Source organism: Methylobacterium sp. J-001, assembly GCF_022829565.1.
GTDB lineage: Bacteria > Pseudomonadota > Alphaproteobacteria > Rhizobiales > Beijerinckiaceae > Methylobacterium.
In genome coordinates, this window is the sequence record NZ_JAKSYN010000101.1 from 1 (window position 1) to 493 (window position 493).

The following is a 493-nucleotide window of genomic DNA, read 5'->3' on the forward strand; positions in this document are numbered from 1 at the left end:
CGCGCAGTCGTTGAGCCAAAGGCGTACCCGCTTTGGCTGGCGAGCAGGAACTTTGAGCCCTTCGCGCCTCCAGCTCCGTTTGACGCGCTTCACGTTCACCGTCCAGCCGTCACGTTGGAGCAGGGCCGTGATCCGACGGTAGCCGTATCGTCCATACTGCAGCGACAGGGCGACTATGGATCCCGTCAAAGCTGCTTCCTCATCCGCCAGGACGCGGGGGCGCGGCTACTGCGGGTCCCACCGGGGTTCCCTGCTCGTTGGGCGCGAACGCCACTTCTGTACGGGGGTCGGGCTGCTCCCGTGTCGTTGGGCGGCAGCCCTCACGCTCTCTTGACGAGCTTGGAGTGACCGACAGACCGCCTAGTATCTTGAAGTTGCCCGCTGGCGCGACGCGAGCGAGGTTACACGGTGAGGGTCAGCCTGTGTCCGTCTGGGGCTCTCAAGCCAGCGACAGAGCAAGGTGCGGCCCTCACCGCCACAGTCCCGAACCCGG

2 pseudogenes are annotated in these 493 nt (G+C 65.7%); both read right to left on the bottom strand.

The features are described 5' to 3' along the window. Positions 1 to 207: pseudogene (locus tag MKK65_RS11170) on the bottom strand (IS3 family transposase); the annotation flags it as partial. Positions 208 to 228: 21 nt separating this feature from the next. Continuing rightward, positions 229 to 357 (bottom strand): annotated as a pseudogene (locus MKK65_RS11175) (IS481 family transposase); the annotation flags it as partial. Between the last annotated feature and the right edge of the window lie 136 nt (positions 358 to 493).